General features: G+C 40.9%; 30 protein-coding genes. All 30 read right to left on the reverse strand.

What is annotated here, in order from left to right; genetic code table 11:
- Positions 1–2 precede the first annotated feature (2 nt).
- The gene (locus tag FLK61_RS10700; protein ID WP_176009454.1) at positions 3–890 is read right to left on the reverse strand and encodes a MinD/ParA family protein; all 888 of its coding nucleotides are present in this window, start codon (positions 888–890) and stop codon (positions 3–5) included.
- Positions 883–1974, reverse strand: a complete 1092-nt coding sequence (gene flhF, locus FLK61_RS10705; RefSeq protein WP_176009455.1) for a flagellar biosynthesis GTPase FlhF — start codon at positions 1972–1974, stop codon at positions 883–885. The genes FLK61_RS10700 and flhF overlap by 8 nt, the downstream gene beginning before the upstream one ends.
- On the reverse strand, positions 1971–4019 hold the full coding sequence (flhA, locus tag FLK61_RS10710) for a flagellar biosynthesis protein FlhA (RefSeq protein WP_176009456.1): 2049 nt from the start codon (positions 4017–4019) through the stop codon (positions 1971–1973). Before flhA ends, flhF begins: the two co-directional genes overlap by 4 nt.
- Before the next feature lie 28 nt (positions 4020–4047).
- Complete coding sequence (gene flhB, locus FLK61_RS10715) at positions 4048–5127, reverse strand: flagellar biosynthesis protein FlhB (protein WP_176009457.1); 1080 nt, start codon at positions 5125–5127, stop codon at positions 4048–4050.
- 5 nt (positions 5128–5132) lie between these two features.
- Positions 5133–5906, reverse strand: coding sequence for a flagellar biosynthetic protein FliR (fliR, locus tag FLK61_RS10720; protein WP_176009458.1), 774 nt, complete (start codon positions 5904–5906; stop codon positions 5133–5135).
- Between the two features lie 7 nt (positions 5907–5913).
- Positions 5914–6183: a flagellar biosynthesis protein FliQ gene (gene fliQ / locus FLK61_RS10725; protein ID WP_176009459.1), complete on the reverse strand. Its 270-nt coding sequence runs from the start codon at positions 6181–6183 to the stop codon at positions 5914–5916.
- An 11-nt stretch (positions 6184–6194) separates the two neighbouring features.
- Positions 6195–6875, reverse strand: a complete 681-nt coding sequence (gene fliP, locus FLK61_RS10730; protein ID WP_176009460.1) for a flagellar type III secretion system pore protein FliP — start codon at positions 6873–6875, stop codon at positions 6195–6197.
- A complete protein-coding gene (locus FLK61_RS10735) occupies positions 6872–7549 on the reverse strand; it encodes a flagellar biosynthetic protein FliO (protein ID WP_176009461.1) in 678 nt (225 codons plus the stop codon). Before FLK61_RS10735 ends, fliP begins: the two co-directional genes overlap by 4 nt.
- 26 nt (positions 7550–7575) lie before the next feature.
- Positions 7576–7938 carry a response regulator gene (locus FLK61_RS10740; protein ID WP_176009462.1) on the reverse strand — a complete coding sequence of 121 codons (363 nt, stop codon included), beginning with the start codon at positions 7936–7938 and terminating at the stop codon, positions 7576–7578.
- Positions 7939–7966: 28 nt separating this feature from the next.
- On the reverse strand, positions 7967–9193 hold the full coding sequence (gene fliY, locus FLK61_RS10745) for a flagellar motor switch phosphatase FliY (RefSeq protein ID WP_176009463.1): 1227 nt from the start codon (positions 9191–9193) through the stop codon (positions 7967–7969).
- Positions 9186–10181 (reverse strand): flagellar motor switch protein FliM, encoded by a 996-nt coding sequence (gene fliM / locus FLK61_RS10750; protein WP_176009464.1) that lies wholly within the window; start codon positions 10179–10181, stop codon positions 9186–9188. Before fliM ends, fliY begins: the two co-directional genes overlap by 8 nt.
- A gap of 37 nt (positions 10182–10218) precedes the next feature.
- Positions 10219–10653, reverse strand: a complete 435-nt coding sequence (gene fliL, locus FLK61_RS10755; protein WP_176009465.1) for a flagellar basal body-associated protein FliL — start codon at positions 10651–10653, stop codon at positions 10219–10221.
- Between the two features lie 2 nt (positions 10654–10655).
- The gene (locus tag FLK61_RS10760; RefSeq protein WP_176009466.1) at positions 10656–10877 is read right to left on the reverse strand and encodes a flagellar FlbD family protein; all 222 of its coding nucleotides are present in this window, start codon (positions 10875–10877) and stop codon (positions 10656–10658) included.
- Between the two features lie 95 nt (positions 10878–10972).
- Positions 10973–11896: a flagellar basal body rod protein FlgG gene (gene flgG, locus FLK61_RS10765; RefSeq protein ID WP_176009467.1), complete on the reverse strand. Its 924-nt coding sequence runs from the start codon at positions 11894–11896 to the stop codon at positions 10973–10975.
- Positions 11897–11973: 77 nt separating this feature from the next.
- On the reverse strand, positions 11974–12339 hold the full coding sequence (locus FLK61_RS10770) for a TIGR02530 family flagellar biosynthesis protein (protein ID WP_176009468.1): 366 nt from the start codon (positions 12337–12339) through the stop codon (positions 11974–11976).
- 18 nt (positions 12340–12357) lie between these two features.
- Entirely contained in the window at positions 12358–12810 is a 453-nt protein-coding gene (gene flgD, locus FLK61_RS10775) for a flagellar hook assembly protein FlgD (RefSeq protein WP_176009469.1), read from the reverse strand.
- Between the two features lie 15 nt (positions 12811–12825).
- On the reverse strand, positions 12826–14049 hold the full coding sequence (locus tag FLK61_RS10780) for a flagellar hook-length control protein FliK (RefSeq protein ID WP_176009470.1): 1224 nt from the start codon (positions 14047–14049) through the stop codon (positions 12826–12828).
- Positions 14050–14069: 20 nt separating this feature from the next.
- On the reverse strand, positions 14070–14639 hold the full coding sequence (locus FLK61_RS10785) for a magnesium transporter MgtE N-terminal domain-containing protein (protein WP_176009471.1): 570 nt from the start codon (positions 14637–14639) through the stop codon (positions 14070–14072).
- Positions 14640–14651: 12 nt separating this feature from the next.
- A complete protein-coding gene (gene fliJ / locus FLK61_RS10790; protein ID WP_176009472.1) occupies positions 14652–15089 on the reverse strand; it encodes a flagellar export protein FliJ in 438 nt (145 codons plus the stop codon).
- The gene (fliI, locus tag FLK61_RS10795; protein WP_176009473.1) at positions 15086–16411 is read right to left on the reverse strand and encodes a flagellar protein export ATPase FliI; all 1326 of its coding nucleotides are present in this window, start codon (positions 16409–16411) and stop codon (positions 15086–15088) included. Before fliI ends, fliJ begins: the two co-directional genes overlap by 4 nt.
- Positions 16398–17189, reverse strand: coding sequence for a flagellar assembly protein FliH (gene fliH, locus FLK61_RS10800; RefSeq protein ID WP_176009474.1), 792 nt, complete (start codon positions 17187–17189; stop codon positions 16398–16400). The genes fliI and fliH overlap by 14 nt, the downstream gene beginning before the upstream one ends.
- Positions 17182–18192 carry a flagellar motor switch protein FliG gene (gene fliG, locus FLK61_RS10805; RefSeq protein WP_176009475.1) on the reverse strand — a complete coding sequence of 337 codons (1011 nt, stop codon included), beginning with the start codon at positions 18190–18192 and terminating at the stop codon, positions 17182–17184. The genes fliH and fliG overlap by 8 nt, the downstream gene beginning before the upstream one ends.
- A 16-nt stretch (positions 18193–18208) precedes the next feature.
- Positions 18209–19795 carry a flagellar basal-body MS-ring/collar protein FliF gene (fliF, locus tag FLK61_RS10810; protein WP_176009476.1) on the reverse strand — a complete coding sequence of 529 codons (1587 nt, stop codon included), beginning with the start codon at positions 19793–19795 and terminating at the stop codon, positions 18209–18211.
- A 138-nt stretch (positions 19796–19933) separates the two neighbouring features.
- Positions 19934–20233, reverse strand: a complete 300-nt coding sequence (fliE, locus tag FLK61_RS10815) for a flagellar hook-basal body complex protein FliE (protein WP_249777734.1) — start codon at positions 20231–20233, stop codon at positions 19934–19936.
- Between the two features lie 26 nt (positions 20234–20259).
- Positions 20260–20700 (reverse strand): flagellar basal body rod protein FlgC, encoded by a 441-nt coding sequence (flgC, locus tag FLK61_RS10820; protein ID WP_176009478.1) that lies wholly within the window; start codon positions 20698–20700, stop codon positions 20260–20262.
- A gap of 6 nt (positions 20701–20706) precedes the next feature.
- Positions 20707–21108 (reverse strand): flagellar basal body rod protein FlgB, encoded by a 402-nt coding sequence (flgB, locus tag FLK61_RS10825; protein ID WP_176009479.1) that lies wholly within the window; start codon positions 21106–21108, stop codon positions 20707–20709.
- A 340-nt stretch (positions 21109–21448) separates the two neighbouring features.
- The gene (gene codY / locus FLK61_RS10830; protein WP_176009480.1) at positions 21449–22225 is read right to left on the reverse strand and encodes a GTP-sensing pleiotropic transcriptional regulator CodY; all 777 of its coding nucleotides are present in this window, start codon (positions 22223–22225) and stop codon (positions 21449–21451) included.
- 20 nt (positions 22226–22245) lie between these two features.
- A complete protein-coding gene (hslU, locus tag FLK61_RS10835) occupies positions 22246–23649 on the reverse strand; it encodes an ATP-dependent protease ATPase subunit HslU (protein ID WP_176009481.1) in 1404 nt (467 codons plus the stop codon).
- 19 nt (positions 23650–23668) lie between these two features.
- Entirely contained in the window at positions 23669–24208 is a 540-nt protein-coding gene (gene hslV / locus FLK61_RS10840) for an ATP-dependent protease subunit HslV (RefSeq protein ID WP_176009482.1), read from the reverse strand.
- A 14-nt stretch (positions 24209–24222) separates the two neighbouring features.
- Positions 24223–25113 (reverse strand): tyrosine recombinase XerC, encoded by an 891-nt coding sequence (xerC, locus tag FLK61_RS10845; protein WP_176009483.1) that lies wholly within the window; start codon positions 25111–25113, stop codon positions 24223–24225.
- Between the last annotated feature and the right edge of the window lie 149 nt (positions 25114–25262).

Consider the following 25262-nt stretch of genomic DNA (forward strand, 5'->3'; position numbering starts at 1 on the left):
TGTCACCCCTCTTTTTTAGATCTCATAAACCCTTTTAATTTAGTTAGGAAATTAGCGAAAGGCTCCTCAGACGACTCGACCGTTTGCCCTTGCTGCAATAAGAATGCGTCCACAACATTTTTGATACCTTCTGAGGGCTTAGACTTTGGTGCAAACAGCAAATACGGACGTTGTTTCCTTACAGCTTTCCAAACGATTTGGTCATTCATAATACTAGATAAATATGTGAGCTCTTTTTGCAAAAATTGTTGCGCTACATTTTGAAGATTCTGATACGTTTGTTTGCCATCTTTATCAGAGGAGGCACGATTAACAATCATGGAGATTGGCAATGTCTCATCTTTGAGCGTAATATACTTAAGCATTGCATAAGCGTCTGTAATAGACGTTGGCTCAGGAGTCGTAACTAAAATGACTTCATGAGCTGCGAGTAGAAAGTGAAACGAATCCTCCGTAACACCAGCACCCATATCTAAAAAGATGTAGTCAAACTGCTGATCTAATGATTCTAGCTGCCGATAAAAGAAGGAGGACTTAGTGTCATCCATTTCGAATAGTTGATTTAAGCCGCTCCCACCTGCTACGTATGTTAAGCCGAGCGGACCAGACTCCATAATGGACCAGATAGATTGTTCCTTATTAAGCATATCTACGACAGAGGAGGAAGACGTCTCCCCTAGCAAGATATCAATGTTTGCCATTCCAATATCTAAATCAATAATAAGCACTCTTTTACCGAGCTGTTGCAGGCGAATAGACGTATTTACAGCGACATTCGACTTCCCAACGCCACCTTTGCCACTCACAATTGCTACAACTTTTGTCGGACCAGATTGACCAATGTCTTTCGACTCAAGCCTTTTTCGAAGTGCCTCCGCCTGATCAGCCATGGTCTCCACTCTCCATTACCTTATTAATAAGAATAGTAGGAGTCGCGACTTCTAAATCGTCAGGCACATTTTGACCGTTTGTAATAAAACTTGGTGCAAGATGGTAGTCTGCACTTATACTAAGCATAGCTCCGACCGTATCGGTTTCATCTGCTTTGGTAAAAATAACATGATCAATTGAAATAAGTTGAAACTGTTCGACAATCTTTTTCATATCACGATATTTCGAAGTGAGCGAGAGGACAAGATGGTTTTCCATGTCATCCTGGAAATTAATAATCTCTTTTAATTGATTCACATAAAGAGGATTTCTAAAATTACGCCCCGCTGAGTCTATTAAAATAAAATCATAGTCGTTAAACTGATCGACAGCCTTTTTAAAATCTTCGATCGTATAAGCAACTTCTACAGGCACATCTAGAATTTTTGCGTACGTTTTTAGTTGCTCGATAGCAGCAATACGAAATGTATCTGTTGTAATAAATGCTACTTTTTTATTTTCTTTAATAACGGCATGGGACGCAATTTTAGCGATAGTTGTTGTTTTCCCAACGCCAGTCGGTCCAAACACATTTAAATATCGCTTCGCATTTCTCGGTTTGTCTGGAAGAAGCGCGAGTAACTCTTCTTTTACGAAAGCGTTAATTTCCTCTTCTGACAGTCCCTCATTCGATGTATACCAAGATTTCAGTAGTCGCTTCATAATGGTAAGCCGATACGTATCCGCGATATCCTGCTCTTTTAAGAATGTATTGATGGATTCAAGCATAGCAGGATATTCCTGCTCACTCGCATGAGACTGCATCGTCGTGATTAAGCTTTTGAGCTCCTTAATTTCGCGACTTAATTTTGTCGTATCCTCTGAGCGTGCTCGCACTCGAGGCTTCACTTTTTCCTTCGGCTGTGTTTTTATTTCAGGATCAATTGCAGCAATTACTTCAATATTCTTCTTAGTGAATAGCCCGAAGAATCCCCCAGACTCCACTCGTTTCGAATTTAAAATGACAGCATCACTGCCTAATTCTCCGCGAATTTTTGTCATGGCCTCACTCATGTCTTTTGCTATATATTTTTTTACCTTCATTGACCATTCACCACCCCAATACTCTGTACTTCTACGCTTGGCTCAAGCTCGTTGTAGGATAATACCGGAACGTTCGGCATATACCGCTCTATTAGATGCCTAATATACATCCTTACAGCTGGCGAACATAAGAGAATTGGCATTTGTCCTGTTTGTTGCATCGCATCAACTTCTTGTAGAATCGATTCAACAATTTGCTGCGATCGTTGTGGATCTAAGTTTAAGAAAGCCCCATGGTCCGTCTGTTGGACAGCATCAGCTACGGCCTTTTCGACAGCTCCACTGACTGTAATGACGTAAAGAGGCTCGCCCTCTTGTACGTATTGCTTCGTAATTTGCCTAGATAGTGCCTGACGAACATACTCCGTTAATAAATCTGTATCCTTCGACATTTGCCCATAGTCCGCGAGTGTTTCAAAAATAACCGGTAGATTACGAATCGACACTTTTTCAAGTAGTAGTTTGCTAAGTACCTTTTGGATATCTCCGGTGGAGAGCGTACTAGGCGTGACATCCTCAACGAGCGTTGGATACGATTCATTCATATGATCGATCAATTGCTTCGTTTCTTGGCGACCTAATAGTTCGTGCGCATGGCGCTTAATTACCTCCGTTAAATGGGTCGAAACAACAGACGGCGGATCAACAACGGTGTAACCAGAAAGCTCTGCCTGCTCTTTAAAGTCTTCCGAAATCCAAAGCGCTGGCAGTCCGAAAGCAGGCTCCGTTGTCTCAATACCTGTGATCGCGTCATCCTCCACGCCCGGGCTCATTGCCATGTAGTGATCTAGTAACAGTTCTCCTTTAGCAACTTCGTTCCCTTTAATCTTAATAGAATATTCGTTTGGCTGAAGCTGAATATTATCTCGAATACGAATAACAGGCACGATCATTCCCATTTCAATCGCGAGCTGTCGTCTGATCATTACCACTCGATCTAAAAGGTCTCCACCTTGATTGGCGTCAGCTAGAGGAATTAATCCATAGCCGAATTCAAACTCTACAGGGTCTACTTGCAGAAGACTCACGACACTCTCTGGTGATTTAATATCTTCTTCTTTACTTTCTGTTGAAGCAGCAGATTCCTCCATTGCTTCTGTCGCAATCTTTTGCTCATTTCGACTTAACACAAAGCCACCTACCCCAAGGACTGTAGCTACACCAGCTGTTACTGGAAGTGCTATTGGTGTGAAAATTCCAAGTGCTAAAATGGTACCTCCAGCAACATAAAGCATTTTTGGATAAGCAAATAATTGCTTTGTAATGTCATGGCCTAAGTTTCCTTCCGAAGCAGCACGCGTCACGACAATACCTGTTGCTGTCGCGATTAGTAGTGCAGGAATTTGACTCACTAGCCCATCACCTACAGTAAGTAGTGTATATTTAGATGCCGCTTCTGTGAGCGGAAGTCCTTCTTGAAGCATTCCGATAACAAGACCAAAAATTAAGTTGATCATAACAATAACAATACCTGCTATCGCATCTCCTTTAACGAACTTACTCGCACCATCCATCGACCCATAGAAATCAGCTTCTTGCTCAATTTTGCGACGACGCTCACGAGCTTCTACATCTGAGATCATTCCTGCATTTAAATCTGCATCGATACTCATTTGCTTACCAGGCATTGCATCTAACGTAAAACGAGCTCCTACTTCAGATACACGCTCAGCACCTTTTGTAATAACGATAAACTGAATCACTACAAGGATAACGAATACAACAAAACCAACTAATGCGTTACCACCTACAACGAAGTTACCGAATGTCTCGATCACGTTCCCTGCGTCACCTTGGTTACCTAAGATCGCTCTTGTTGTTGAAACGTTAAGTCCTAATCGGAACAAGGTAACAAGTAAGAGTAACGTTGGGAAAATAGAGAACTGTAGCGGTTCTCTTGTATTCATCGAAATTAATATAATTAAAAGCGCAGTGGCGATATTGATGATAATAAGCAAGTCAATAATCGCTGTTGGAAGCGGAATAATTAACATGATGACTATAAGAACTACCGCCATTAATACACTAAAATCTTTTAAAGGCATATGCGCTTCTTCCCTTCTTCTTTAAACCCTAAATCTTCTTTTGAATCCGATAAACGTATGCTAAAACCTCTGCTACAGCTTTAAATAAATCCTCTGGAACTTCTTGTCCGATTTCCGCATTTTTATATAAAGCTCTTGCTAGTGGTCTATTTTCAACAGTAATAATATTATGAGATTTCGCCGTGTTTTTAATTTTAAGGGCGATATAATCGACACCCTTTGCGATCACAACAGGGGCATCCATTTTGTCATTGTCATATTTAAGTGCAATCGCATAGTGCGTCGGGTTTGTGATAACGACGTCTGCTTTAGGAACATCCTGCATCATACGACTCATCGCCATTTGGCGTTGCTTTTCTTTAATTTTAGATTTGATCAGAGGGTCACCCTCCATTTTTTTATACTCGTCCTTTACATCTTGCTTAGACATCTTAATGTTTTTTTCGTGATCATATTTTTGATACATATAGTCTAAGATAGCTAAAAAGATAAGTAGGAACCCTACTGCAAGCCCCATGATAATAATTAAATTGCCAACTAAACTTGCGGAATCGTAAACAGAATATAAACCGATGTGCAATAAATCATCCATAAAGAACCACATCACCGCACCAGTTACAAGACTAACTAAAAAGATCTTAAGCATCGATTTTACAAACTCTACCAATGCTCGTATTGAGAAAATTCGTTTGAAGCCTTTAATTGGATCTACTTTTTCAAGCTTCACTTTTACCGCCTCAGGAGCAAATAAAACACCTACTTGAATGTAGTTACTTACTAGTCCTCCGAGTGCAGCAACTCCCATAATCGGTGAGACTGCGAGAGTAGCTTGCCAAGCAAACGTCAGCATAATATGATGGAGATTTTCTTCTGTTAAATCGATTAATAAATAATCGGTGAAGGTAAATTGTGTAATATGAATAAGCTGATCCACAATCAGCCGTCCTGCTAGCCAAAAGAAGATAAAGACGAACAGGATGATAAAGGATGTATTTACATCCGTACTTTTTGCAACCTGGCCTTTTTGTCTGGACTCACGTTGTTTTTTGGGTGTTGCACGCTCTGTTTTTTCTTGCGCGAAATATTGCAAATCTAAACGTAAAAACATACGTGCTACACCCTTCCGTACAGAGTCATTAATGTTCGCATCGTCTCAATAACCACCTCAGAGAGATGTTGGACTAACACAAAAAATGGCGCCATTGTTACAATCATGATAATAAAGCCTAAAAAGATTTTAAGTGGCATCCCGACAACAAACACGTTTACTTGCGGCACCGTTCTTGCAACGAAGCCTAAGGCGACATCTACTAAAAAGATCGGCGCAACAATAGGCACGGACATTTGAAAGGCGATAATAAACATGGTGTTAAAAGTTGTTGCGATAAATTCTATAATGGATTCATCTCCGAACGGTATGTATAGCTGTTGCATTGGTATGAACTGATAGCTATAAAAAGCGCCATCAATCAACAAATGGTGAACGTCTAGTGCTAGGATGAGAAGAATAGAAAACGTGTATAAATAACTACCAATTAAAGGTGACTGCGTACCTGTTTGTGGATCAATTACGTTAGCGATTAAAAACCCAAGCTTCAAATCGATTAATCCACCGGCTATTTGAATCGCATAATAGAGAACCGTTGCCACAAGTCCAACCGTTAACCCAACAAGTGCTTCCTTTAAGATTAACAGCACGTATTCGTAATTAAGCTCTAGAAGTGGCCAATCCTCTGTAAAATAAATAATCCAAGATAAGAACAATGCTATCCCTACCTTCATTCGTGCAGGGATGTTTTGATACGAAAAAAACGGAAGCGTAAGTAAGAAGGCTGACATTCTTACTAAAATGAGTAAAAAGGGCGGAAACCATTCTGTAAACTCCATATTGCTCCTACCCTACAAACTGATACAAGTTACTAAAAATTGACTCTGCAAAAGTTAGTAATTGCGTCAGCATCCATGGTCCAAAAACGATGAGTGCAATGAGTACTCCTGCAATTTTGGGAATAAACGCAAGTGTTTGTTCCTGAATTTGCGTCGTTGCCTGAAAAATACTTACTGCAAGTCCGATAATTAACGCTGTTATGAGTAGCGGTCCAGATATTAATAGAGTGACTAGAACTCCTTGCTCAGCCCAGCCAAGCACCATTTCCTGTGTCATGATTATTCCTCCTAAAAGCTAAATAGCAATGAGCGGACGACTAGATGCCAGCCATCTACTAAAACAAACAGCAAAATCTTGAACGGCAACGCGATCATTACTGGAGGAAGCATCATCATCCCCATCGACATCAACACACTGGCGACTACCATATCGATTACTAAGAACGGTACAAATATCATAAAACCTATTTGGAAGGCCGTTTTGAGCTCGCTTATCGCAAAAGCTGGAACAAGAGCGGTTAACGGAATATCATCTAGCGACTCTGGCCGCGGCTCTCCTGCATATCCCATAAATAGTGCCAAATCCTTTTCTCGTGTATGCTGCGCCATGAATTCCTTCATCGGCGTAGCAGCTTCGTTGAACGCTTCTTCTTGGGTTAGCTCTCCGTCAAACAGCGGTTGCAGAGCATTCTCATTCACTTCAGAAAAGATAGGTGCCATGATAAAAAATGTCATAAATAAAGCGAGTCCGATAATAACTTGGTTAGGTGGCATTTGCTGAGTTGCAAGACCTGATCGAACGAAGGATAATACTATAACGATCCGAGTAAAACTCGTCATCAAAATAAGGATTGCTGGAGCAAGTGAAAGGACGGTTAACACTAATACTAACTGCACCGTCGACGTTAGATTTTGGGGATCGTCGCTGAATATATCTAATGATGGAATTTCAATAAATGCTGCTATCATCGATCCCGCTCCTCTAATTCTTGATGCACCTTCGTTTGTGATTTCTTGACGCCATCTAGTTCTTTCGATAAAAACTGATTAAAGGAAGATGGTCCAGGTGGTTCGCCATTTCGCTCACGTCTTTTTTGTAACAAGCTTTGAACAAGCTGCTGTGGCTGATTAAAGCTCGTTTGTGATTCCCGTTTTAGCATCGCCTTAATTTCTTCAGGGTCATCAATCTCCTTTAGTAAAGAGATAGATTCGCCAACCCCGACAACTAATAATCGGTCTCCGACCTTTACTAGCTGTACAGAACGATTTGTTCCAACTCCAACCCCGCCAACTGACTGAATTGTCGCGGCATCTTGAAACCTTCTCGACTTGTTACCCACAAATTTTGCAATAATATAAAAGAGCAATAACACGGCCCCTAAAGCCAATATTAGCTGTCCAAAGAGCATAAAGAGGTTTTGATTTTGAGGAATTACTGCTCCTTCTTCTATCTCCGCCTCATTAAAATTGCTATCAGACTCTCCAACATTTCCAACTGATTCTTCATTCTCCGTCTCAACTTCCTCTAGCTGATTAATTCCTTCAATAACCGAGCGATCCGATTCACCAAAGTTGCCTTCTGCTAGAGCAGTTGGAGAGAAAAGAACGAATAGAATCATGATCATGCCTATCGTTTTTCTCACGCTGCTACCCCACTTTATGTTAAAGATTATCCAAGTGTTTTATTAATTGCTTCTAAAACACGTTCTGCCTGAAATGGCTTTACGATGAAGTCCTTTGCACCTGCTTGAATGGCATCAATAACCATTGCTTGTTGTCCCATCGCAGAACACATAATAACTTTTGCATTAGGATCATGCTTACGGATTTCTTTTAAAGATGTAATCCCATCCATCTCTGGCATCGTAATGTCCATTGTTACTAGGTCAGGGGAATGCTCTTTATATAAGTCGACTGCTTGAGCACCGTCACTCGCTTCAGCGACTACATTAAAATCATTTTTTGTTAAAATATCTTTGATCATCATTCTCATAAAAGCTGCATCATCTACGATTAGTACGTTAATTGCCATTGGTGTTGTCCTCCCTAAATCGAATACATTATTTTAAGTTTTTTAAACGATCCTGTCTGCTTACGATATCCGTTACTCGAACACCAAAGTTTTCGTCAATGACGACTACTTCCCCTTTAGCAATCAAGCGCTGGTTGACAAGAATGTCTACCGGCTCTCCTGCAAGTTTATCAAGCTCAATAATAGAACCATGAGAAAGCTCTAATATTTCTTTAATCGACCTTTTCGTTCGACCAAGCTCCACCGTAACTTCTAGTGGAATTTCCATTAACATATCTAAATTTCGAGCTTCCTGATCTGATAAAGATGGAGCTTCGAAATTAGAGAATGCCGCTGGCTGGACATTTACGTCGCGGTCAGGAATTTGAGCTTGACGTGAAACGAGCTGTGAGCCTCTTTCAGCTGCTTGTGCTCGCTCAGGCTCTCGATTCGGCTGCTCGGCTGATGGCGCCGGCTGTGAGACTTGCTCAGGCTGAGAAGTGGGTTGAAGCTCCTCTTCTACTTCCGCAATCAGCTCTTCCTCATCCGTTGAACTAGACTGAGGATTCATCAACTTGTCTACCATGTTTTTCGCAAAGCTTACAGTGACAAGCTGCATGATCTTCGAATCAATTAACTCTCCTACTTTTAAATCAAAGGAAATTTTGATTAACACATCTTCATCCGGAAGTTTTACACCGTTCGGATTATCTTGAAGATTCATCATTTCAATTCCCGGTGGTGAAATATCTACCTTTTGATTAAAGATTGTCGACATAGAAGTAGATGCAGAGCCCATCATTTGGTTCATTGCTTCTTGAACAGCACTTAACTCCATCTCACCTAGTTCATCGGACTCGATGTTTGTTCCGTCATTACCTAGCATTAAATCAGCAATAATAGCTGCATCACTCGTTTTAATTACGAGAAGATTTAGTCCCTCAAAACCAACTGTATACTCTACGGAAACGGCTACATGTGGAATTGGGAACTCATCTTCTAAATCCTTTCTTTTGACGGCTGACACTTTAGGAGTTGTAATATCCACCTTTTGATTTAACAACGTGGATAGCGCCGTTGCCGAGCTACCAAATGAAATATTACCGATTTCACCTAGCGCATCTTGTTCAATCGGAGTTAAATAGTCATTAATATCAGCCTCGTTTAACTCACTTGATTCTTGCTCTGATTCTTCGTTACTGCTTGTATCATCGTCATCGTCCATGCCGTTTAACAGAGCGTTAATCTCATCTTGCGAGAGCATATCATCATTCATTGTCATATTCCTCCTCTTCAATCACGTCCGTAATTTGAACGGCAAGGTGATGTTTCACTTTTCCTGGTTGCACTTTGTACTTAGGCTCATCTCCCACACGCGTAAGGAGTGGAGCATCAATTTGCTGATCTAGCTCAATAATGTCGTCTTTGGCTAAGAATAAAAATTCTTCAACCGTTATTTCAGAGCGACCTAGCTCAACAGCGACATCAAGTGGAGCGCGTTTAATATTATATTCTAACGACTCAAGCTCTAGAGGCTCTCGTTCCTTCTTTTGCGTCTGCATCCACAAATGCACCGATAATCGTGGCAGTATTGATTCAATGACTACGTGAGGCAAGCAAATGTTAATCATTCCAGTTGTTTCCCCAATAGTAGTTGAGAGCGAGATCACGACTACAGTCTCGTTTGGCGAAACGAGCTGTAAAAACTGTGGGTTTACTTCGAGCTCATCCATCATTGGATCAAGCTCTTCAATCGATAACCACGCTTCTCTAAAGGTTTCGAGTGTCTTTTGGAATAGCTGAGACATAATTTTCGTTTCTATTTCAGTTAAATTATCCACCTTATTAAAGGCTTCTCCCTGTCCACCAAGCATTCTGTCAAGCATTGCATAGGCAATGTTTGGGTTAACCTCCATGACGAATCGTCCTTCGAGCGGATACGGCTCGAATACATTTAAGATCGTCATTTTAGGTACAGACCGAATAAATTCCTCATAAGGCAGCTGATCAACCGATGCAACATTCAATTGAACGAATGTCCTTAGCTGAGCAGAGAGCTGCGTCGTTAAGAGCCTTGCAAAGTTCTCGTGAATCCTTGTTAAACTTCGAATCTGATCTTTTGAAAAACGTAGTGCACGCTTAAAATCGTACGTTTTAATTTTTCGCTTTGTTTCTTCTTGTTTTAGCTCATCCGCATCAACTTCACCCGTTGATAAGGATGATAACAGCGCATCAATTTCGCTTTGCGATAAAACATCAGCCATTTGCCTCACCTCACTTACTTAGTCGATATCCTCGACTTTACTGAATAATCTTTTGTTGCATATACACTCGCGTTACTTGTCCCTCTTGCATAATCAAGTTAATTTCATTCGCTATAGAGGCTTCTAATGCTGTAATGCCTTCTGAGCCCTGAAAGTCTTGAGCGGTTAAATCTGCAAGCTTACTAATAATGATATTTTCGATCTGGAAAGCTCGTAGCTCAAGCTCATTACGAGCATCTACGCTATCAGCTTCGATCACGAATTTACCACGAATAATTTGATTAGATGCTAGATTCGTTGTAATCTCTTCTGTCTCGACAGAGCGTTCAATGACTTCTTCGATTGTGGGAGCAGCATTAGGATCCTCTGGTGCTTGGAAAAACTGCGTGTATAAAAACAGTGTTAATCCACCAATCAACGTTAAAGCAACTAAAATAATGAGCATGATTGTAACTAGACGATTTTTAAACAAGACTAGTCCTCCTCTTTACTTAATGCATTTGATGCTAAAGGACCAAGCCCAATCAGCTGATAAAAAGCCTCTACACGTTCGATGAGTTCTTGTTCCGTTTCTTTTACTACGATCATTTTGCCATTTGTAAGAGTAATTGTTGTATCAGGAAAAGCTTGAACCTGCTCGATATAAAGCGCATTTAATGTGAACGTTTGATTATTTAATCTCGTCAATGTGACCATAGTATGTTGAGCAACACGCTTAGAGCGAGGCCCATCCTCCTTTTTCGTGTATGTATAGAGTGCTTAGGGGCAAGTATTACCCCTAAGCTACGCTATTATCGCTTCAAGTTAACTAGTTCTTGTAGGATTTCATCTGATGTTGTAATGATTCTTGTGTTTGCTTGGAAACCACGTTGAGACACGATCATTTCAGCAAATTCTGCTGCTAAGTCAACGTTCGACATTTCAAGCGTCGCACCAACTAAGCTACCGCGACCGTCTGTGTTAGAAAGACCGATTTGAGCAGCACCAGAGTTATTAGTCTGAGAGAACGTGTTGTTCCCTGCTTTATTTAAACCACCTGGGTTAGAGAAGTTTGCTAATGCTAATGTTCCAAGTACACGTACCTGTCCGTCTGAAAACACCCCGTTAATTTCACCGCTCGGTGCGATATTGAAGCTTTGGAGGAATGTTTCGTTAATGTTAGCTCCACCTATATCAATATTTAGTCCAGGTCTTACAGGGTTAGTTGTATTATCACCCGCGTTTAACTGTTGAATTGAAGCCCCAGCAGGAATATAAAGATCGCTTAATGCTGTGTTCTCGTCAATTGGTGCAGCCTGATTTAAATAACCTTGAACTTTCAAACCATTGGAGTTAACTAACATCCCATTCTGATCCAAATAAAAGTTTCCCGCACGAGTAAATAACTGCGTGTCACCATCTTCTACAACAAAGTATCCATCGCCTGAAATTGCTAAGTCTAAATCACGACCCGTAGACTGAAGAGACCCTTGCGTGTCAATCGTATCGATTGTAGACGTACCGCCACCAAGACCGACTTGAAGGGGGTTTGTTCCACCTCGGTTGTCGTTTGGAGTACCTGCTCCTTGTAGCTGTTGACTTACTAAGTCGTTAAATGTTGTACGACCCTTTTTAAATCCGTACGTATTAACGTTAGCAATGTTATTACCGATTACATCGAGCTTTGTTTGGAAGTTATTCATACCGCCGATTCCTGAATATAGTGAACGTAACATGTGTTCATTCTCCTCTCAAATTTGGACTGTCGCTTCGATCCTTCCACGACATAACAGCTTCCTTTCGGTCCGGCTGTTTATAAAATAATTGCGCCATTAATGTTTGTAAATAGCTGATGACTCGCTTCCTCACGATCCATAGCCGTAATTACCGTTTCGTTTTTAGCACTGACAACAAAAGCAGCATCCTTCGTTAAAACGAGAGAATCTGTAATACCCTTCGCTTTTGCTTCTTTTACTCGTGTGCCCATTTCCTGCCACGTTGCATCAGGTACGTGAATACCTCGTTCCTGAAGTCGCTTTTCAGCGTGCTTACTCACTTTCAGTGAGTTTGAGGTTTGACTTAAAATCTCACTAAAAGACGTTGTCTTTGGTTGCGCAGGCTTCGAAACCGGCTTATTAATCGTATGAGGGAGGTGGTGCGGCATTATTTTAGGATGCATGACTTGCACCTCCAGTGCTTATTCTGTTTTAGCTTTTACTGCTTGAATGTCTTGGATCGGAATTCGTACACCGTCTTCAAGCTCTACTAACGTTCGTCCTTCTTTTAATACAACAGACGTTACTAAGCCTTCTTGAGGTGTTTTTTCACCACTTGAATTTGTTCGCTCGTAGCTGATAACTTTTCCGATAAGCTCTGCATTGGATGCTAGCTCAGACCGCGAACTCGCTTCTAAAAACGTTTTTAAGCTTTGGTTCATTTGCGTCATTTGCTCGAGACTTGAGAACTGCGCCATTTGTGCAATAAACTCTTTATCCTCCATTGGATTTAATGGATCCTGGTTAGATAACTGTGTGAGCAAGATTTTAAGAAATGCATCTTGATCAAGAGTAGAGCTATTCGCTTGATTTTTTTGTTGCTCTTTATATTCCTCAAAGTAAATAGGATTAGATGATGAACTTACAATTGTCATTGGTTGCCTCCTTTCTTACACTTCTACGTCAATCGATTCCTCTAGTAGCTCTTCAAAGCTTGCTTGCTCCACTTCTTCATCAGCATGCTCAAATCTGCTTGACTCCTCTTTTTGCTGATCTTTACGCTGACCATCAGAGGTAGAATCTTTAAATGGCTGTTGCTGCGATATTTCTACCTTCTCGACTTGAAGTTGCTGAGATTGGAAGGCTTGCTTTAAATGATGCAACTGGCTATCCAAAAGCTCTCTTGTCATCGCATTGGAGGTCATTACTCTAGCAGTGATCACGCCATTAAGCTGTTGAATTTGAATATCTAGTCTTCCGAGGTGCTGCGGATGTAGCTTAATCGTCATTTGCTTCATGCCATTTATCTCTGTAAATGCACTACGTTGTAATAGATTTTCAAACTGCCTAATAAATTGCTCCTGCGAAACTCTTGTCTGACCTTCTTGTTGCATTAAAGGAATCATCAATGTTGGCTGTTGTTGGACGGCAGGCTGCTGAAAGCCTTGCATGGGTACAATTGCTCTTTCAGTTGATGTCTCTGGCATTTGTTGCCCTAAAAGCAGTCTTGCAAATTGATCCTTTGAAATCCCAGGATCCTTAGTAGCATGGTTCAAGTAAGCTAATTCTGCAATGCGAGTGAACGCCTTTGGCACCTGACTAAATGCTGGTAGCTCTTTCGGAATAGCTTCTTTTAACATTGGAAGGAGCATCGTAAAGTCCTTCTTCTCATCCACTTGATTAAACATAGTAGCCGTCACATTCATGACAACTTGTTTTAATTCAGGCGAAAGGGGAGCTTGCTGATTTACCATGTGTAAATGACCAAGTGCAGCCAATAAAACCGTCGGGTTACCTGTCTCAGTAAACTCACTAAAGAGTGCGGAAAGAGAAGGATTCACACTTACTAACTGCTTAATTTCCTCTAACCAAGCGTCCGGTAACTCAAGTTCCTCTAATAGTTCTACCGTGTTTTCTGTCACAAAAAGGTCTTCTACAGGTAGTTCCTCTAATAAGGCTAGTAAAGAGTCGAGTTCCTCAGGTGATAACGTAGAATCAGGTAACAGTTCTTGTAAACTCGTTTCTTCTTGAAGGGACTCTGGTAACGCTTCTCCGTTATGTAGCAGGCCGCCAAGTAAAGCAAGAAAGCTATTCGCAGAAGTTGTAGTTTGTGAACCACTGGTTTGAGGTACAGCTTGTGTCACTGGTTGCGCAACCATCATTCCGTTTATCATGTTTTCACCTCCTTTCGATGTTAATTGGAAAGCTGACTAATGATACTTGCAGCAAGCTCTGCGTCCATACGACTTAAAATGTCGGATCTAGAGTTGACGTTCATTCCTCTAAAATAAAGAACTGCTTCCTCTTCGGATAGTTGCTCCATAATAGTGGCCGCTCGTGATGATGTCATACTTTCTAATGTACGTATCACGTCATCATAGTCGGCGAGTGCTTCAGAGAGCTCGCCTTCTTCGCCCTCCTCGTCTTCTGGGAGACCTTCTCTTAATACTAAGAGCTCCTCTTCTAAAGAGGCGATCGTTTCTTCACTCGTTGTCACTTGGCCGGTCAGCTGCGTGACTTCCTGCTCAAGCGTCCTGTTCTCATGCTCTAGTTGCGCAATATATTCCTCATTGCTAAGCGTCTCTTCCTCTGATTCAATAAAAGGAAGTGAACTAGCTAATTGCCTTGCCGTGTCACTTACGTTGTAGCCGAGAAAGTATAATAGCACTACTGCTAAGATGATGGCGAACATGATAGGAATAACAATGACCATAAAGAATATAAGCAGTTTACTTTGAGATTTTTCTTTACCTTTTTTACTCATCGCGTCACCTATTTACCTTCTAATAAATTGATTAACCGAAACTTCGTCTAAAAATTTCATTTCCTCTTGTTTCTCATGCTCGACGTATCGCTCAAACTCAATTTCTTTCATTCGCTCATACTTTTTGAGATCAACAGACTTCACCGTCAAAAAGCTTTCTTTTTCTTGCATCTCTCTTCTAGCTTTTTGAGTGATCTTTTGAAGCTTACCTATCTCCTGCTCTAAAAACGAGATTGTCTGTTCGTTTTGCTGAATAAAGGCAATCGACATTCCTTGCATAATTTGTTGTTGCGTTTGATCAATGAGCTCCTCGCGACGTTTTAACATGGCATACAGCTCTTTCGCACTTTCTTCAAAGGACCTGACAGAGTCCGAGAATTCTTTCTCTGCCGCAGCTTTCTCGTATTCTTTAATTTCCAACACTTTTTGAAGCTGATACGTAAAGCTCATTGCTGCACTCCCCCTGCGAATAGTGATTTCATTTGACTGACTGCGGATTCAAGAGATTGATTTTCATTCACAGACTGCTTGAGGAAACGCATGACGTGCGGTTGCCACTGAATCGCATCATCGATCTCTTTGTTCGTTCCTCTTTTATAAGCACCAATGTTAATCAGATCTTCGGAGTCTTTGTATGTAGCCAAAATCTGTCGCATCCGATCTGCTAATGCGTTATGATCATCATTTGCAATCTCAGACATAACCCGGCTGACACTTTGAAGAACATTAATGGCTGGGAAATGACCTTTATTCGCTAAACGTCTATCTAAAACTAGGTGACCGTCCAAAATACCTCTCACCGTGTCAGCGATTGGTTCATTCATATCGTCACCATCTACAAGGACGGTGTAAAACGCTGTAATTGCTCCTCTTTCGTTCATTCCGCTTCGTTCTAACAAACGAGGTAACAATGCGAATACCGAAGGTGTGTACCCTTTCGTAGTTGGTGGCTCCCCAATAGCAAGTCCAATTTCTCGCTGAGCCATCGCTACTCGCGTTACAGAGTCCATCATTAAGTTGACATTGAGACCTTGATCTCGGAAGTATTCGGCTATTGCCGTTGCTGTATAGGCTCCTTTAATTCTCATTAAAGCAGGTTGATCAGAAGTAGCAACTACCACAACGGTGTTTTTAAGACCTGATTCGCCAAGATCTCGCTCGATAAAGTCACGCACCTCTCGACCACGCTCTCCTATGAGTGCAATCACGTTAATGTCTGCATCAGAATTTTTAGCGATCATAGCCATCAGCGTACTTTTACCAACACCACTACCGGCAAAGATGCCAAGTCGTTGACCCTTCCCTACAGTGAACATCCCGTCTATAGCCTTCACGCCTATGGAGAGAGGCTCTTTAATCCGCGGTCGTGTAATCGGGCTTGGTGGTGCATTGTCAGTCGAATAAGGTCTAAAGCCTGCGTCAAATATATCTCCATTGAACGGTCTACCTAAGCTATCGACGACGGAGCCAATCATACCTGTCCCTACCTTTATTTCTAAAGGCTTGTTCATCGTTTCGACCAAACTGCCTGGAGCAATCGCATCGACGCGATCATATGGCATGAGGATGACATGCTGCTCGCGAAATCCTACAACCTCCGCTAAGATCTTACGGTTCGTATTTTTACCTACAGAGATTTGGCAAAGCTCTCCAACAGAAGCTTGAGGTCCTTGCGCTTCTATCATGAGTCCAACTACTTGCGTCACTCGCCCAAATTGCTTATAAGAATTAATATCCTTTACTTGGTGAACGAGTTGCTCAAATGCTGTCATGAGACTCACCTTCTTGCAACTTCTCAAATAGCGTTCGTTTAATCTCTAAAAGTTGTACGTCGACAGAGGCATCTAGTTTGCCATACGGCGTATCAATCAGGCATCCATCATGCGGTAGTTGTTCGTCAGGGTAAATTAGCAGATGCCTGGACTGTCGAACAATTTCTCTAAGCTCCTCTTGCTGTGCTAACGTGCGCTCATACCAATCAGGGTGGACATAGAGCTTCACTTCTTCTTGTTCTCTCACTTCCTGCAATGCTTCCTTGACTAAATGGAGCCACGCAGACTCATCTTCAAGCTGCTTTCCTAAGATCTTTTCCGTGATGCCCAGTGCTAGCTCAAGCATATGTGATTCAGCTGCTTCGAGCTTATGCTGGTAATCCTGCTTTGAAAGATTCACGATCCCCTGCGCTTGATCAATAGCTTCTTTATACTGCTCAAGACCTGCTTGCATCCCTTCCTGAAAACCTTGATTAAAGCCCTCTTCAGCTGCCTTACGCCCTTCTTCCTCGGCATCAGTTGCCATCTGCTCTAATTGCGCTTGTTTCCATTCTTCAAATGCTACTTTTTCTTCTTGTAGCTGTTGTTCCCGATTGGCTATTTCTTCTTTGTCACGAGCAATCGCTTGTTTAGAAGACTGTATAGCCCTCTTTTCTTGCGTAGATTCCCCTTGTTGATCACTATAGTCAACAGGATGTTCCTCTTTAAAGATAGAATGAAGTTTAATGATCTTTTTTGCAGACTCATCAGAGCGCACAGACTTAATTAATCTAGACAATAATATCATCTCCTCCACCGCGGGCAATGACTATTTCTCCAGCTTCTTCAAGGCGACGTATGACTGCTACGATGCGTGTTTGTGCTTCTTCCACGTCACGAAGTCTGACAGGACCCATAAACTCCATTTCCTCTTTAAAGGTCTCAGACATACGCTGTGACATGTTTGTAAAGACAATATCTTTTACCTCTTCACTTGCCACTTTTAAAGCTAGTTGTAAATCGGCGTTCTCAACATCTCGGATAACGCGTTGAATAGAACGGTTATCAAGAGTGACGATATCTTCGAAGACAAACATTCTCTTCTTGATTTCTTCTGCAAGCTCCGGATCTTGAATCTCTAGTGCATCTAAAATCGTTCGTTCCGTACTACGGTCTACACTATTTAGAACCTCTACAACAGACTCAATTCCACCAGCCTGCGTGTAATCTTGTGTAACAGTAGACGATAGCTTCTTTTCTAAAATCATCTCGACTTCGTTAATAATTTCAGGAGACGTTGAATCCATGACGGCGATTCGCTTTGCAATATCAGCCTGCATTTCTTGTGGCAAGGATGATAAAATTTGACCCGACTGCTCACTATCTAAATAAGATAGGATCAGAGCAATCGTCTGCGGATGCTCATTTTGTATAAAATTTAAAATTTGCATCGAGTCTGCTTTTCTTGCAAAGTCAAACGGCCTCACTTGTAGCGTAGACGTCAATCGATTAATGATTGCCATCGCTTCATCTGACCCTAATGCCTTTTCAAGTACGTCTTTCGCGTATCCAATACCACCTTGAGTGATATAGTCTTGAGCAATTGCGAGCTGGTGAAAGGACTCAATAATTTCTTCCTTCGTATCATGGTCGACCTTTCTAACACCTGCAATTTCTAGTGTTAGCTTTTCAATCTCTTCTTCCGATAAGTGCTTATATACTTGAGCAGATACATCTGGGCCAAGAGAAATTAGTAAAATGGCTGCTTTCTGCTTTCCAGTAAGTTGTTTTTTTTTCGCCACTTCCGGTTAACCTCCCTTAATCCTCTGATAGCCAAGTGCGAATTAGCTGTGAAAATTGATCTGGTTTTTCGCGAGCAAGCTGTTCAAGCTGCCTTCTTCTAGCCTTCTCTTCTGAATCTGCACCATCATCTAATGGTGGAAGCTCAAATTGTTCGCGTTGCTCTTCCATTGCAACCTCTTCTTCCACTGTTCGACCTTTTCGAACGAGAAGGAAAATAAGCAATCCAATAATAAGCGCTAACGCACCGACAATGTAATACCAGAAAGGAATACCAGACGGAGGCTCTTCAAGCTCGATTTTACCGATAAACGGTTGTGAGGATACAAAAATACGTTCTCCAAGTTCCTCTTCTCCCCATTCACCTGAAATCTCACTATTAATAGAAGTTCTTACTACTTGTCCAACGACTGTGGATATATCCGCTAATCTTTCAGGTGGAAGTGTTCCTGGATCCTCAGGGTCTGGAGGCTCTACCATAACTTGAATCCCGATATCTCGAATTTGATAAGGACTTTCCACGATATCTCGTGAAATTCGATTTACTTCGTTATTAATTCTTTCTTCAATTCGTTCATAATCTCCATCACCACCAGATGCTAAAACGCCTGGGAAGTTTGGAATATCATCTTCTCCTGTACCAGGAACGCCACCTTCGGCAACTTCTTCTCCTGAGTATGTTTCAGTGATACGTTCAACACTCATTGCGATTCCTTCATTTGTTTCTTCATCAACTGGTTCGACTAACTCTTCCACTCGGTTCTCTCTAGTGAAATCGATGTCCGTTGACACAGAGACCAATACTTTATCCTGACCTACCATTGTTCCTAGCATTTGATGAAGGTCACGTTGAATTTCTCGCTCGATATCTTTTTGGATTGTACGTTGTTGCTCATAAGCAGTTAAGCTACTGCTATCCATAGATGGTTGGTTCTCAAGCTCTAAATATCTGGAGAATTGATCCATGATAACGATGTTCTCAACAGGTAAACTTGGGACACTTTGTGCAACTAAATGATATAAGGCGTTTGTTTGTTGCTGATCTAGGGAATAGCCAGATTGCATGTTAAGTAATACGGATGCTGTAGCTTGATCTGGCTCATCGGCGAGCCAAACACTCTCTTCAGGCATCGTGATCATTACTTGCGCATTCGCTACACCGTCAATGTTGCGAATTAAGTCTTCGATAGATGTTTGAATTGCCGCTCGTTCTAATAGTTGAAATTCATTATCTGTTGTACCAAAACCCATATTATTTCCAAAAGTAGAATAATCAATTCTGCCCGTCTGAGGAATTCCCTCTGCAGCAAGCTGAACTTTTAAATTATCTACAGCAGATTCTGGTACTGAGATTGAAGTTCCATCGGGGCTAACTTCATTTGCTACTCCTCTAGCATCTAAAGTGGCCTTGACCTCTCCAGTCTCCTGCATAGACATATTTGTGTATAGCGGGACGTAGTTTGTTTGCGAGCCAAACCAAGTAAAGGCAGCGATTAACACAATGACTAATGCTACGGAGCCAGCTAATAGGCTTTTTTGATTTTTAGTACGCGAACTCCAGAATTCAGTTGTTTTTGTTTTGAAAGATGCTAATCGTTCGTTCATGGTTCCTCCTACTGCCTTTTACTTGCACATTCAGACGTTTCAATAAACTTTTTTTAAATTTTCTCTAAATAATTTGTAAACGTTACCGATATAAAGAAAAATGTGTAGATTTATAACGCGACTATATGCAAATACCCATTAAACGGACATTCGCATCACTTCTTGATACGCTTCAATTACTTTATTTCTTACTTCAACTGTTGTTTCTAACATAATTGAGGCTTTTTGAGCTGTTATCATCACATCATGAAGATCCACTTGCTCTCCTCTTGCTAAACGCTCAGTCATGACTTCAGAATCAATACGTGATTCGTTCACATTTGCAATAGCATCATTTAACCATGTTTTAAAAGATTGGTGAGCTTCTGCTGGTGTGGCTTGATTAACCATGCGTTGCTGCGGGTTCATCACTGATTGCATGTTAGATACCATGTTCATGTTCATTTAAAATGCCTCCTTTACTTTTAGCGTCCAATTTCAAGCGCACGCATTAGCATACTTTTTTGTGCATCTAGCGTTGTTACATTCGCTTCATAAGATCTCGTTGCACTCATAAGGTCCATCATTTCTTTTAACGGATCAACATTTGGAAGTTCCACATACCCATCCTCATTCGCATCAGGGTGTTCAGGTTGATAAGCTAAACGAAACGGTGTTTGATCTTCCATAATTCTACTAATCTTAACTCCGTTTGTTTCAGCTTGTTGAGCTTGTAAGAAATGATTTCGAAACGATTGTTCCCCGTTTGTTTGCATGTGCACCATTTTTCTTCTGTAAGGCTCCCACTCACCATCAACTAAACGTCCTCTAGTAGACTCTGCATTTGCCATATTCGCTGATGTGACATCCATTCTAAGCCGCTGACTTGTTAGTGCTGATGCAGAAACATTCATTCCATGAAACATTCGTCATTACCTCCCTGAGCCTAATGCAGTTCGAATTCCACTAAATCGACTGTTAAGTCTTTCAATCATTGCATTATAATAAATTTGATTCTTCGCAAGTTCAGCCATTTCATGATCCATATCGACATTATTTCCATTATGGTTATAAGCGGTATTATTCCGCTTCGTTATAACTGGTGATTCATTTGAGTTGCTACCACCAAAATTAATATGTTTTTCGTCCGTTCGATACGCTTGCAATTGGTTACCTGTTGCCTCTGCTAACTGGTGCTTAAACACTGTCCGCTCCGCTTTAAACCCTGGCGTATCAGCATTGGCAATATTATTCGCAATTGTATTATGCCTTGTAGTAGCTGCTTTTAAAGAAGTTTCCATTAACCTCATTGCATCATTATTTAATAAATTCATGAGCCCCACCTTCTTAATATGTATCTATTTATTTATGACTTTTGGTTCCCCATAACATGTATTCTATTCGATAATGGACTATCTGTCTAAGGTACAGATAAAATTTGTCAAATTACATATAAAAGTCCCGGTTTTTGTCCTGGAGTTTTCTTCAGATAAGAAAGTTTTTTGTCATTTACGAACATTATTTGGTACATATTAAAATTCGAACCTATTAGCACCATACCACAATTCCGAATAAATCTGTGAAAATCTCGTAAGTTTACAAATGAGAACATAAAAAAAAGGACCTGCGAACTAGCAGGTCCTTTTTTATTATTAGGTCTTTTGTCGAAGCGTGTCAGTTTTTTTGCTTTTTTAATTCCTCAAGAAACTTGTCGTTTAATACCTTGATATACGTGCCTTTCATCCCTAACGAACGAGACTCAATAACTCCTGCACTCTCTAATTTTCTGAGCGCGTTAACGATTACAGACCTTGTAATACCTACGCGGTCTGCAATTTTACTTGCAACTAATAGTCCTTCTGTACCGTCTAATTCTTCAAAAATATGATCCACGGCCTCTAGCTCACTATAAGAGAGGGAGCTAATAGCCATTTGAACAACTGCTTTACTTCTAGCTTCTTGCTCGATCTCTTCCGCTTTCTCATGTAAAATTTCCATGCCTACTACTGTAGAGCCATACTCCGCTAATAGGAGATCATCATCGTTAAAGGACTCATCTAAACGAGCTAAAATAAGTGTACCAAGACGCTGGCCCCCACCTTGGATTGGAACTATCGTTGTTAGACCGTTTTTAAATAAATCTTTATTTTCGACAGGGAAAGCCGTATAATCGCTATCAATATCAAGGTTAGAAGATGTTTCTTCTATCTTAAATAGTCCTGACGTATATTCCTCTGGAAATTGACGTTCTTCTAGCATAGATTTCATGCGAGAGTTTTCAATTTCTTGCTTGATTGCATAGCCTAATAGCTTTCCACGACGGCTTACGATAAAAATATTAGCCTCGATGACGTCACGAAGTGTCACTGCCATATCTTTAAAGTTTACAGATTGACCTGCGCTTTTTTGAAGTAGTTCGTTAATTTTACGTGTTTTTGATAATAAATCCATTGTCATTACCCCTTTTAAAGTTATAAAATGTATTGGCTTAAATCTCGATTTTTAACTACGTTCTGTAACTTCTCTTCAACATATTGCTTTGTAATTTCAATCGATTCTAATGTAATCTCAGAGGCTTCAAAAGACAGATCCTCTAAAAGTTTTTCTAAAATCGTATGAAGTCTACGTGCACCAATATTCTCTGTCTCCTCGTTTACTTCCGTCGCAATCTCCGCTATCGTACGAATAGATTCGTCAGAAAAAGAGAGTTCTATTCCCTCAACGGCAAGTAGCGCCTTATATTGCTTTGTTAACGCATGCTTCGGCTCCGTTAAGATCTTTACAAAATCCTCGACACCTAACGAATCTAATTCTACACGAATTGGAAATCGTCCTTGGAGTTCAGGTATTAGATCAGACGGCTTCGAGAAATGGAATGCACCAGCTGCTATAAAGAGAATATGATCTGTTTTTACGGGACCATATTTCGTCGATACTGTAGATCCTTCTACAATAGGGAGGATATCCCGTTGCACACCTTCACGAGACACATCTGCAGACTGTTGGTTTGACTTACCGGCAACTTTATCAATCTCATCAATAAAGATGATCCCTAGCTCCTCTGCCTTTGATACAGCTGTTTGAGAGACTTCATCCATATTAATTAGCTTTTGCGCTTCCTCTTCGGTGAGTAGCTTCCTCGCATCTTTCACGAGCATTTGACGCTTCTTTTTCTTTTTCGGCATCATGCTACCAAACATATCTTGCATATTCATACCCATCTGATCCATGTTGTTACCCTGGAACATATCGAAAAGCCCCGCCTGTTGCTCTTCTACTTCTACTGTTACTTCAGCGCTCTCAAGCTTCCCGTCAGCAAGCTCACTAGCGATACGCTGCCTTGCACTTCGATACGATTCATCCTCTTCTTGCGATGTGTCTTCCTCTTCAGACTGCTGTCCATTTTGAAAAAGCATCTCTAACGGGTTTCGATAGGAGGACGTTTCTTTTTTTGATTTAGAAGGATGCAAAAGTTTTACTAATCGCTCGTTTGCTAATTTTTCAGCCTTTTGACGAACACTACCCATTTTCTCTTCTTTTACAAGGCGTACAGATGCTTCTACTAAGTCACGTACCATAGACTCCACATCTCTTCCTACATAGCCTACTTCTGTAAACTTTGTAGCTTCTACCTTCATAAAAGGAGCACCAACAAGCTTTGCTAATCTTCTAGCAATTTCTGTTTTACCCACACCAGTAGGGCCTATCATGAGAATATTCTTAGGAGTGATCTCTTCTTTAATCGCGCCATCTAATGCCCCTCTTCGGTATCTGTTACGAAGCGCGACTGCAACAGAACGCTTTGCCTGTCTTTGACCTACGATTGATTGATCCAACCGTTCCACTATCTGGGAGGGTGTAAATGATTCTGACATTGCTTAACCTCCTTTATGATTAAAGAGTTTCTACAGTTAAATTATTATTTGTATACACACATATATCTGCCGCGGTTAAAAGACTTGCTTCAGCAATCTCTTGCGCACTTAGATGCGGTGCGTGATTTTTCAATGCTCTACCAGCTGAGAGAGCATAGTTACCCCCAGATCCAATTGCAATAATGCCATCATCTGGCTCAATTACTTCACCAGTTCCTGCTATTAAATACAAGCTTGTTTTGTCCATCACAATTAACATCGCTTCTAATTTACGTAGCACTTGATCTGTGCGCCACTCCTTAGCAAGCTCCACAGCTGCGCGTTGCAAGTTACCACTATATTCTTCAAGCTTTCTTTCAAACTTTTCGTATAACGTAAACGCATCCGCTACTGAGCCAGCGAATCCTGCAACCACTTTCCCTCTATATAATGTACGTACTTTCTTTGCAGAATGTTTCATTACGACTGCATTGCCGAACGTCACTTGACCATCCCCTGCCATAGCTGACGCTCCATTATGTCGTATTGCAAATATTGTGGTTCCTTTTATTTTATCCAATGTATTCACCTGCCTTAAGCTCTAGGGTGGGTATGAGAATAAACTTCTTTCAGTCTGTCTTTTGTCACGTGCGTATATATTTGAGTAGAGGACAGTTCACTATGACCTAGAAGTTCTTGAACTGTTCTAAGATCTGCACCTTCATTTAATAAATGCGTAGCAAACGTGTGACGAATAACGTGAGGACTAATTCTTGTAGAAAGCGTGACGTCCTCTACAAGGTTCGTTAGCATTTTTCGAAGCCCTCGGTCTGTTAGCCTTGATCCTCTAAAGTTTATAAATAATGCTTTCTCAGACGAATTCTTAACAAGTTGAGACCGTCCTTGTTTAATATAATGATCAATAGCCTCTAGTGCAAATGCTCCTATAGGGACATAGCGCTCTTTTTGACCTTTCCCCTGAACAAATAGTGTTGCAAGGTCAAAATCGACATCTTCTATGTTTAGCGTCACACATTCCGTGACTCGAATTCCTGTTGCATATAGAAGTTCTAATATTGCCAAATTTCGCATCCCAAGTGGCTTGGATGTATCGATCGATGTGAATAACACCTCGAGTTCATCTGCATACAAGAAAGTTGGTAGCCTCGAGCCTTTTTTAGGTGTTTGAACGAGAACGAATGGATTCTCATTCACTAGTTCTTCCCTAAGTAGGAAGCTCCAAAACGATCGCAATGCAGATAGTTTTCTAGAAATGCTTGTTCTGGCAAGTTTTTTTTCGTAAAGGTCCTGTAGATACTCTCTAATATGGACATACGAAACAGCAGCGTATGTAAGTGTAAACCGCTGCTGGATAAATTCATAAAACTCCAAGATGTCGATTTGATAATTCTTAACGGTATGAAGCGAAGCACGTTTTTCTACTTGTAGATACGAAAGAAAAGAATCAACTTCTGACTGAGTCATGTACGTATCTCCTTTACCAGTTATCTTAGCGCTTTGCTACTATTGAGCTTCTAAATAGTATCACACTTAAAAATACGTTTCAATAAATATCGTTAGTTTATCATAAAATTCAGAATTGTACCCAATGCGTTTCCAATTTAGCTTAAGAT

The sequence above is a fragment of the Paenalkalicoccus suaedae genome (assembly GCF_006965545.2).
Classification (GTDB): Bacteria; Bacillota; Bacilli; order Bacillales; family Salisediminibacteriaceae; genus Paenalkalicoccus; species Paenalkalicoccus suaedae.